The organism is Acinetobacter sp. V89_7, assembly GCF_029967895.1.
Classification (GTDB): domain Bacteria; phylum Pseudomonadota; class Gammaproteobacteria; order Pseudomonadales; family Moraxellaceae; genus Acinetobacter; species Acinetobacter soli.
Genome location: NZ_JASCAJ010000027.1, coordinates 98882 through 109051, shown reverse-complemented (window position 1 = coordinate 109051; position 10170 = coordinate 98882). Strand labels below are relative to the sequence as shown.

9 protein-coding genes and 1 pseudogene are annotated in these 10170 nt (G+C 43.9%); 1 reads left to right on the top strand and 9 read right to left on the bottom strand.

All coding sequences use genetic code 11. The features are described from left to right. From QLG00_RS08945 to QLG00_RS08935, 3 genes and pseudogenes are all read right to left on the bottom strand, one after another. Positions 1 to 77: pseudogene (locus QLG00_RS08945) on the bottom strand (3-oxoadipate CoA-transferase); the annotation flags it as partial. Between the two features lie 89 nt (positions 78 to 166). Continuing rightward, positions 167 to 457, bottom strand: a complete 291-nt coding sequence (catC, locus tag QLG00_RS08940; RefSeq protein WP_004925455.1) for a muconolactone Delta-isomerase — start codon at positions 455 to 457, stop codon at positions 167 to 169. Positions 458 to 474: 17 nt separating this feature from the next. Beyond that, the gene (locus tag QLG00_RS08935; RefSeq protein WP_076032663.1) at positions 475 to 1587 is read right to left on the bottom strand and encodes a muconate/chloromuconate family cycloisomerase; all 1113 of its coding nucleotides are present in this window, start codon (positions 1585 to 1587) and stop codon (positions 475 to 477) included. Between the two features lie 123 nt (positions 1588 to 1710). On the opposite strand from QLG00_RS08935, the gene catM reads away from it, so the two are divergent. Continuing rightward, complete coding sequence (gene catM / locus QLG00_RS08930) at positions 1711 to 2622, top strand: cis,cis-muconate-binding transcription regulator CatM (protein WP_004946733.1); 912 nt, start codon at positions 1711 to 1713, stop codon at positions 2620 to 2622. A gap of 25 nt (positions 2623 to 2647) precedes the next feature. Here catM and QLG00_RS08925 read toward each other — a convergent pair whose 3' ends face one another. The 6 genes from QLG00_RS08925 to benC all read right to left on the bottom strand — a co-directional run bounded on the left by QLG00_RS08925 (position 2648) and on the right by benC (position 10114). Continuing rightward, entirely contained in the window at positions 2648 to 4177 is a 1530-nt protein-coding gene (locus tag QLG00_RS08925) for a dynamin family protein (RefSeq protein ID WP_282470824.1), read from the bottom strand. After that, positions 4174 to 5433, bottom strand: a complete 1260-nt coding sequence (locus tag QLG00_RS08920) for a GTPase (protein WP_282470823.1) — start codon at positions 5431 to 5433, stop codon at positions 4174 to 4176. The genes QLG00_RS08925 and QLG00_RS08920 overlap by 4 nt, the downstream gene beginning before the upstream one ends. Before the next feature lie 84 nt (positions 5434 to 5517). Next, the gene (gene catA, locus QLG00_RS08915; protein WP_004936949.1) at positions 5518 to 6453 is read right to left on the bottom strand and encodes a catechol 1,2-dioxygenase; all 936 of its coding nucleotides are present in this window, start codon (positions 6451 to 6453) and stop codon (positions 5518 to 5520) included. Positions 6454 to 7067: 614 nt separating this feature from the next. Continuing rightward, positions 7068 to 8252, bottom strand: a complete 1185-nt coding sequence (benE, locus tag QLG00_RS08910) for a benzoate/H(+) symporter BenE (protein WP_282470822.1) — start codon at positions 8250 to 8252, stop codon at positions 7068 to 7070. 41 nt (positions 8253 to 8293) lie between these two features. Continuing rightward, complete coding sequence (benD, locus tag QLG00_RS08905; RefSeq protein WP_282470821.1) at positions 8294 to 9079, bottom strand: benzoate diol dehydrogenase BenD; 786 nt, start codon at positions 9077 to 9079, stop codon at positions 8294 to 8296. 18 nt (positions 9080 to 9097) lie between these two features. Continuing rightward, positions 9098 to 10114, bottom strand: coding sequence for a benzoate 1,2-dioxygenase electron transfer component BenC (gene benC, locus QLG00_RS08900; protein ID WP_151796299.1), 1017 nt, complete (start codon positions 10112 to 10114; stop codon positions 9098 to 9100). Between the last annotated feature and the right edge of the window lie 56 nt (positions 10115 to 10170).

Here is a 10170-nt window from a genome sequence, read left to right as displayed (position 1 = left end):
CCACCAATCAGGATGGTGGCACCGTCGTGGATCTGGGAGAGCGCTTCCGTTAGGGTCGCTGCACTTTTATCTATCATGTCATCAACCTTTGGATGAAAACGGAAAATAAAGAAATACCATAAACCTAAGAGATGAACACCGATGAAGTGTCATCTCTACTGACATATCAGCTATCGTCATCACGCACAGAAGACGGATGACGATTGAGCGCCATGACTTCAATTTTCATATACGGATATAGCGGTAAGCCTTGTAAAATCGTATGTAGCTCTTCATTACTTTCGACATCAAAAATACTGATATTGGAATATTGTCCGGTAATACGCCAGATATGACGCCATTTGCCTTGGCGTTGCAACTCTTGTGAATAGGCCTTCTCGACCGATTTAATCTGATTGGCCTGATCAGTAGGCATGCTAACAGGTAAATGCACATCCATACGAACTTGAAACAACATAGTAAATTTCCTCTTCCTTAATGACGGCGTAACTGTTCGAGTTTGTCTTCGTCGACCTCAATTCCCAGACCTGGCGTATTGGGAACCACCAGCTCGAAGTTTTCATATTGCAAAGGTGTTTTCAAAATGCTTTGCGTCAGCAATAAAGGCCCGAACAGTTCAGTGCCAAACTCTAGTGTTTCAAAGGTACTAAAGGCATGTGCCGATGCAATACTGCCGACAGGCCCTTCGAGCATGGTGCCACCATATAAACTGATTCCCGCAAGACGCGCAATTTTTGCCACTTCACAGGCTTCAATCAGACCACCCGATTGTTCGACTTTTACTGCAAACACATCGGCACCCGATTTTTTGGCAATTCGATAGGCACTGTCTGGGCCAGTCAAGACCTCATCTGCCATAATGGCCACATCAAAACGTGCGGTCAGACGTGCTAAAGCATCTGTATTTTCAATCGCACAGGGCTGCTCAATCAGATCGATTCCACCATCTTGAAGCTGTTGAATCCCTTTAACACATTCAAGCTCAGACCATGCACGGTTCACATCTACACGTACACTGATTTCCGGGCCAAGTGCTTTTTTAATGGCAATTACATGATCGACATCATGCTGTAGCGGATTTGAACCAATTTTTAATTTAAAGGTATTATGGCGCTTTAATTCGATCATTTTTTTGGCTTCGGCAATATCTTTATCGGTATCACCTGAAGCCAATGTCCACAACACAGGTAATCGATCACGAATACGTCCACCCAGCAATTCACTCACGGGTATATTCAGTCGTTTAGCCTGTATCTCTAAAAGTGCAGTTTGAATTGCACATTTGGCAAAGCGGTTGCCATTGATACTTTTACGAATTAATTTTAGGGTTTGGGCTACATTTAAAGACGTCTTGATGGACAAGAGCAATGGCTTGAAATAGGTGTCGATATTGGCTTTAACACTTTCTGGACTTTCTTCGCCATAGTTTAATCCACCAATCGTGGTCGCTTCGCCCCAGCCTACAATGCCATCTTCCGTGATGATTTTGATCAAAACTAATGTCTGCGTCTGCATCGTGGTGACCGAAAGCTTGTGCGGACGAATAGTTGGAATATCGACTAAAATAGTTTCCACTGATTTATACATCGGTCCATCTTCTTTTCAATAAATACTATTTACATACCTTAAATTAATGTAATAATAAAAACGATAAACAATTTGGTATTTTTGCATACTAAAAAGGTATATAAAATCAATTAGGGCGTATAAATGGAACTAAGACATCTCAGATATTTTGTGACCGTGGTTGAAGAGCAAAGCATTTCCAAAGCTGCTGAAAAGTTGTGTATTGCCCAGCCGCCCCTCAGCCGACAAATTCAAAAACTCGAAGAAGAATTGGGAATTCAGCTATTTGAACGCGGCTCCAGACCGGCTAAAGTGACTGAAGCAGGTATGTTTTTTTATCAGCATGCTGTGCAGATTTTGACTCATACTGCACAAGCGTCCTCAATGGCAAAACGAATTGCAACGGTCAGTCAAACCTTGAGAATTGGTTACGTCAGCTCCTTATTGTATGGTTTGTTACCTGAAATTATTTATCTGTTTCGTCAACAAAATCCTGAAATTCACATCGAACTCATCGAATGCGGCACCAAAGATCAAATTAATGCCCTTAAGCAGGGAAAAATCGATCTGGGTTTTGGTCGGCTCAAAATTACCGATCCTGCAATTCGACGTATCGTGTTGCATAAAGAACAGCTCAAACTTGCAATCCATAAGCATCATCATCTCAATCAGTTTGCAGCAACAGGAGTTCATCTCTCTCAAATTATTGATGAACCGATGCTGCTGTACCCTGTCTCTCAAAAACCTAATTTTGCGACCTTTATTCAGTCACTCTTTACCGAGCTGGGCCTAGTACCATCCAAACTCACCGAAATACGCGAAATTCAACTGGCGCTCGGCTTGGTGGCAGCAGGTGAAGGCGTCTGTATCGTCCCGGCGTCTGCCATGGATATTGGGGTGAAGAATCTGCTTTATATTCCAATTTTAGATGATGATGCCTATAGCCCAATTTCACTCGCGGTGCGAAATATGGACCACAGTAATTACATTCCTAAAATTCTCGCCTGTGTACAGGAGGTGTTTGCAACACACCACATCAGGCCACTCATCGAATAAAATATGTCTGAAAAATTTCTACTATTTATTCAACGCGTAGCGCTTGGCTGAGTTGATCGAGTGCTGCGCTGTAATCGATGAACGTTTCATCGAGTGTTTGAACATGTTTGATTGACTGCTCAAGTTGAGCCTGACACTGCTCAATCAATTCACTCGTGGAAGCTTTGACAGCTTGTTGAAGCTGCTGCGTGAGAATCGTGTACAAGCCATCATGCACTAACATTCCCGCAATGCGTTCATACTGCATTTTTTCGATTTTTTCGATCTTGCTAAGCGAATCCAAATTTAAACCATAAGCATCAAGCTGAATTGCAACCTGTTGTTCGAATGCGACGTTCATCCACTCGTTCAAACTGTTCACTACGGCATCAATATCTTGTGTATTTGCATGTTGCTCAAGAAGTTGTGGCAGCTCAGGCAATACGCTACGCCAGACTGCCTCGGCTAAATCGGTGTGTCGCTGTCGTAAATCATCTTGAGCCTGTTTGAGGTCCTGTTGTATTTGCTCTAGATCGGGTTGCAGATAAAGCCTTAAACCTTCAATGACGTGTTCTTGCAAAAAATGCAACAATACTTCGGCAGGTTTACGCTGCTTATAGCGCAAAGCAGGCTCAATAAGGGCCAAAAGTGCTGCAAATAATCGCTCAAAACCAGCCTCGTTCATGGCTTGTGGAGTCATATCTGCTTCACGCGCCATTTGAGTTGAAACGGACACGGGCGGCTTTAATAAACTCACGTCCACTTGCATACTGTGCAATTTTTCTTGCGCACGCATTAATACATCAGACTCTTGCAACGCGCGTTGTTCTAAATTTTTATTGCAAAGCACTGTACATAGCTCACCATCAATTTCATCTTCTTCGACAAAATCGCTTCGGGTAATAACAGGAAATAAAGGTTTATGACGCTTTAACTCGCGCCCCAGTGCATCTAGCTCTTGCACCTGACCCGGTGAAGTTGCGCTACTGAGCCACAGCACACCATCTGCACTGTCGATAAATTTTTGTGTGAGCGCTGCATTTTCCTGAGTGCCAGAATGCAAACCTGGTGTATCTAGCAAAATAAGTTTTTCACCCAGACATACACCCTGTAGTTGCGCTGTCGTCTCGGTTGCACCTTCGCGTAAGCGAGATTCGGTATAAAATATCTGTTCATTTTGAACATGAAAATATTGCACGGTTTGTCCGTGAGAACGAAAGCATTCGGCCAGTAAGTTACACAATGAACTCTTTCCGGCATTAAACTTACCGAATACAAGCAACATCACCCGATCATGAAATACTTCGGCAACCGATTGAGCAGCACTAAAAGTATGCCATTCGGTATCCCAATTCGATACATGCGTTGTAAGCTTATGGTTAAATTGCTTGAGTTGATTGGCGATTTTTGCCTGCGTTGACCAGCCCGTTAAATCAAAGGTATTTTGTTTTAAAGCTGTAGCAAATGCTTCGCGCCATTGCTGCATCGATTGCAATGCCAACTGTATATCCCCTTGGGCAGTCGCAATCTGCCGGGTGTGTTCGATAAACAATTGAATGTGTCCGCCGCTGGTCATGCTGCACTCTCCATCTGTTGCAACGCCATCATTGCATTTTGAATACACCCTTGCTGCCGAATTGTCTGCTCAATCTTGGCAGCTAAAGCCATTCGGCCTGCTGACTTTTCAAAATAAAATCGAAACTCTCTTTGCAAGCGTTGTCGTTCGGTATCGGTATAAAACAATGCACGTAGCTGATCGCGAAATTTCACTGAAATTCCAAAAACCGCAACAATGACCGTATCAATACTTTTAATCGTAGTTTGCTGCTCTGTAGGTAAACCCACCACACCGTGACGTATGAGATGGCTATTGATCTCGATACAGGCACGTGAGTAAGCAATCTGCACTTTGGCACGTTGCTGCTTGGCTGCTGTATTTTTAAACATCGTGGCAAATGAATCTGGATTAAGTGCTTGATCTTGGCCATCTATATTTACAATGGGCTCTAAATCTACTCGAATCTTATCGAGTATGTTGATGAGTCCTGTATCAAAGTCATGTAATTGCTGCTGCTGTGTCTGTTGTAGTTGCTGAAGTACGCGTTTTTGATCGAGTAATAACTGATTGAGTTGATGATGCAAACCAGACAGTAATCTATTCTTTTCATATGCTCGTGCCGATGGAACCTGAGCAAGTGCCTGCTCAAGTGTATGTCGCAATGCACCGATTCCACTTTTTTCGATCAGCAAGGTTTTTCCGTTTTCAATGCCCTGACGGTGGCGAGTGGCCGAAACAGCCCAAATATCGAGTTTGGGTACCTGCTGTGCAATTGAGGTTTTAATCTGGGTTAAAATTGTCTGATCCGGTATCTGATCTATCTGGGTCAAGACCAGTATGGTTTGGCGCCGGCTATGGTCTGCATCTTCAATAAGTTGTTGTAAAAGATGATGCTCGGTTGCATCGAGTTCGCCTTCTCGGACTGAATGCACAAAAAGGCGAATATCTGCCTGTGTCCAGACTGCTTCAAAAGCATGACGATCATCCACTGCCGCAACATCTGCATCGAGTCCGGGTGCATCTAACCAACGCACCTGATCTTGTTTATGTTCGGCCAGTTGAATCGTCTCTCGTTTATCGGCAACAGAAAAAATATCTGTCCCGATCAGCTCATTGAGTAGTCGGCTTTTACCATGATTATATTTACCAATGACGGTAATGGTGGGGTCACAAGCAAACTGCATCAGACGAACCAAGCGTGCCAATTGCCCAGCCTGATTCGGCAATACGCTTAAAATTTTATCTACGGCTTCCTGAATGATTTGATTGTCCACGTAATTGTCTCCACCCTTCCCTGAAATAAAAACAGGCCAGTGATCTTGATCACTCGCCTGATAATTTTGAACCATTTTGGTGTATTACACCGCTAGACGTGGACGATCAACAACTTGGTTATCCACACCATCAACCAAACGCGTCAATTTTAGATCGAAAACCATTTCAGCGAATGGGCCTTCAACATCATTGGCCTTAATGGTTTCAGGATCGGTGTGTTCCACTGCATCAACCACCAAGCCTTCACGGGTTGCATAAGCAAAGTCGTCATAGGTGTACGGATCGCCAGCCACATTAATTTGCGTAGTCAGTTTGCGGTGTCCATCGGCAGAAACAAAATAGTGAATGTGCGCAGGGCGGTTACCATGACGGCCCAACTGATTCAGCAACTGTTGCGTTGGACCTTCTGGTGGGCAACCATAACCCGCAGGCAAAATGGTACGAACGCGATACTGACCGTTTTCATCGGTAATAATACTACGGCGCATATTGAACGCTTGCTGCTCGCCTGTCGGGTCGAAGTGTGAATAAAAGCCTTTGGTATTGGCATGCCAGATTTCAACTTTGGCATTTGGTAAAGGTTTTCCATCTGCATCAAAGATCGTGCCATGTAGAATCAGGGTATGACCATTTGGATCACTTCCGTCATCCATGCGCGCATAACCTACCGATTCAGGCGCACCTGCCACATATAGCGGGCCTTCAATGGTACGTGGTGTTGCATTTTCAATACCTAGTGCGGCATCTTCGGCATCCATACGCATATCGAGGTAGTGGTCAAAACCCAAGCCTGGCGAGAGTAAACCAGCTTCTTGATTGGCACCCAGCTGATTTAAATATGCCACACCCGCCCAGTATTCATCTGAAGTGATATTCAAATCTTCAATGGCTTTATATAAATCTGAAAGCACACGATGGATGATCTGCTTTACACGCGGATTGCCACCTTCTTGCTCAAGTCCGCTTGCAACACGTAAAAAATCTTGCACATCCTGAGTATTGAATATTTTAACTTCCATGGCTTTCTCCTTGAAATCGCCAAAACATCATTTGATAAACTTATCTGTCGACGCTATCGTTGAATGTGTTGTGCGTATTGGTTCAATTAACCTTTGCTTGGTTTGCCTCAGCCTTAAGCTTTACCTTGCTTCACACACCACAAACTTATTTATTTCGATAGTCGTTTCTATACCTTCCATACTGATCAACTGTATCTGAAACTTATGGGTAGTCCAATTCCTAAGAGAGTATGTTTTCATGCTTTTTTGGTATACTAATTTTTTCGACATCTGATTTAAAAATAAATCTTAATAAAAATTTTCAGGCTAAAATTCAAAATAAAACAATAAAATTCAAATATATATAATGTATTTAAATTTTAAAAAGTAAATTTAGCTCATAATGTGATCATTGCTATGGCCGAGCAGATATCGCTAAATACCTTCATAAAAGGAATATTCAGGAGTTAAAAAATTGTTATGCATTGAACTACTCAAACCCATGGTGGTTTCAACAGGAATGAAATAGAAACAAATTAAGCTGAGTGATATGTCATCTCTTAAAAAACAAAATTCGCCTTAGAATAAAGCGAATATGATAGAAATAATCGAATGGTCTAAATGACAAATTTAATTTAACTGGCTTTGGGTTTTAGTAAGATGAAATAGGCCAGCATGCCAATACACATCCCCCAAAACACCGAACTCAAGCCCAAGAAATGCATACCCGAAACGGTTGCCAAAAAGGTAATCAGTGCAGGATCTCGTTGCTGATCTTCTTGCATGGCAATTTTAATATTGCTTGCTATTGCACCCAAAAGCGCAAGTCCGGCCAGTGCAGCAATCAGCTCTTTGGGCAATAAGCTAAACAACGCTACAATACTACCTGCAAACACACCTCCCAAGATATAAAACAAACCATTTGCTATTCCAGCAATATAGCGTTTGTCTTTGAGTTCATGTGCATCTTTACCCATACATAAGGTGGCTGTAATGGAGGCCAAAACAATGGTAATTCCACCTGCAAAGGCAGCAAACAACGAGGCCAAGCTTGCGGCGGCAATAATTGGTTTGGCAGGTGTGTTATACCCACTGAGTTTTAAAATGGCCATGCCAGGGAGAAACTGCCCTGTTAAGCTCACCAAAATTAGTGGCAGCGCCAAATTTAAGGTTGAAAACCATGACCACTCTGGTGCAATAAACTGCGGACGTGCAATGTGAAATTCTAGCGGTACCGGATTCATTTTTCCAAGAAAAAAACTAAACGCTACACCACAAATAAGCACCCAAAGCATGCAGTAACGCGGTGAAAAGCGTCGACTGATCAGATAACACAGCAACATGCTAAACACGATCAAAGGTAAAGTATCGGTGGCAAGAAATAGCCCAAGACCAAACTGGAATAAAATGCCGGCCATCATGCCAGCAGCAATTCCCTGCGGTATCCATTTGAGTAGTTTGTCAAAATAGCCGGTAATGCCGACCAGAAAAATCACAATTGCCGCGGTAATATAGGCGGCAACGGCTTCATTTAAACTAATGTTGGGAAACAAAGTAACCAACAATGCCGTCCCGGGTGCCGACCACGCGGTCACTACAGGTGTTTTAAACCGAATAGATAAAAAAATACCTGTCACGGCGGCACCGATCGAAATAGCCCAAATCCATGAGATCATCATCTCTGTCGAGACGTGTGCTTTTTGTGCCGCCTGAAAGAAGATAATTAACGGGCCCGAGTATGAAATCAGGACCGCTAAAAAGCCTGCAATCGTGGCCGATAACGACCAATCTTGCTTCAATGTTTTTAACAGGGTTGTCATGATGCCTCCTTGCAGTCTCCCTTTAAATAATGACCATCAGATCATCCCTGATCGCCCCCACCCACCGGAAGCACGCTGCCCGTGATGTAAGAAGATTCATCTGAGGCTAAAAAGGTAATCGCATTGACTTGTTCATCAATACTGCCATAACGCCCTAAAAAGCTTCGATCAATGGTTTGGTCAACCACTTGTTGCATCCAGACTTTTTCATTTTCCGATAAAGGCTGAGCATTACGTGGAATCTTACGCGGCGGCGCTTCAGTTCCTCCCGTTGCAACCGCATTCACACGAATACCATGCTGGGCATGCTCAAAGGCAAGTGAAGCCGTTAAGGCATTTACACCGCCTTTTGAAGCCGAATATGGAATTCGGTGAATACCTCGTGTCGCAATTGACGACACATTCACAATAGTGCCCTGTTGATGTTTTAGCATTTCTGGAAGTACTGCACGGCAGCACCAGAGCGTTGGAAATAAGGAGCGATGAACCTCCTGAATAATTTCCTCTTCTGAAAACTCCTGAAAGGGTTTCATCCAGATTGCACCACCGACATTATTGATCAGCACGTCGATGCGTCCGTATTCGGCAATTGCGTGTGATACCACCGACTCTGCGCCAGCATAAGTTTCCAAATCTGTCTCAACAGCAATTGCCAATGCGCCCAAGGCTTTGATCTCAGCCAATACCGCCTGAATCAGATCAGAACGGTCGGCCAATACCAGACGCCCTCCCTCTTGGGCAATCCGTAGTGCAACACCACGACCAATGCCTTGAGCTGCACCTGTTACAATGACAACTTTATGTTCAAAACGTTGTGTCGAATTCATATCGGTCTCCGTTTTGAGTTAGTTGGCAGAGAATTTTTCAAATAAAAAGTTCGCGGGTTGAATCCCTTGTGTATCCAGCCAGCTCCGCACCGCTTCCACCATAGGAACCGGTCCGCACAGATACACATCAACTTCACCGCCATTTAGCCAGTCATTTTCGATATGACCCGTGACGTAACCTTTACGTTCATGTTGACTTTCTGCATGTGCCACCACGGTACGATATTCAAACCATGGTAGTTTCTGCTGAAGTGCATCGAGTTGTTCAAGCGCCACCAGATCACAATCTTGCGTTACGCCAAACACCAGTCGTACCGGATGCTCACTGCCTTTTTGCTCAAGTACTTGCAACATCGATAAAAACGGTGCGATTCCCGTACCGCCAGCCAGCATGAGCACAGGACGCTTGACTTCACGCAGATAAAAACTACCAAATGGTCCAGTAAAGCTCATTTTGTCGCCTGCTTTGGCCTGCACACTTAAATACTCGCTCATTTTACCTTGCGGCACATTACGAACCACGAACCCGGTTAAGCGATTGCCCGGTTGTGAGCTAAACGAATACGAGCGTGTTTCCGTGGTGCCCGGCAGCGTCACGTTGACATACTGCCCTGCCAGAAAATGAATATCGGGCTGACCGTCATCGAGCTGAATATCAAAGGTGATAGTCGAATCCGACAGATTTTCAACCCGCGCCAACGTGCCTTCAAAATGATGAATCTTGGTTTTACATACCTCAGAAGATGCCTGAATTTGAAATACAGCATCCGAAGTTGGACGACATTGACATGCCAAAACGTAACCCTGCTGCGCTTCTTCTGGGGTGAGTGCATCTTCAATGTAATTGTCTTCAGGCATGTCATAGTTGCCAGATTCACAAAAGGCACGACAGGTACCACACGCGCCTTCACGACAGTCCATTGGAATATTGATTTGCTGACGGTATGCGGCATCGGATAAGGTTTCACCTTGAGCGACGCGAATAAAACGGGTAACGCCATCTTCAAATTGAAGTGCTACTTGATGGTTTGACATGGCAGGAATCCTATTCAAATATAAACTCATAAATCCTCAGTCAAGTGTCCGTTTGA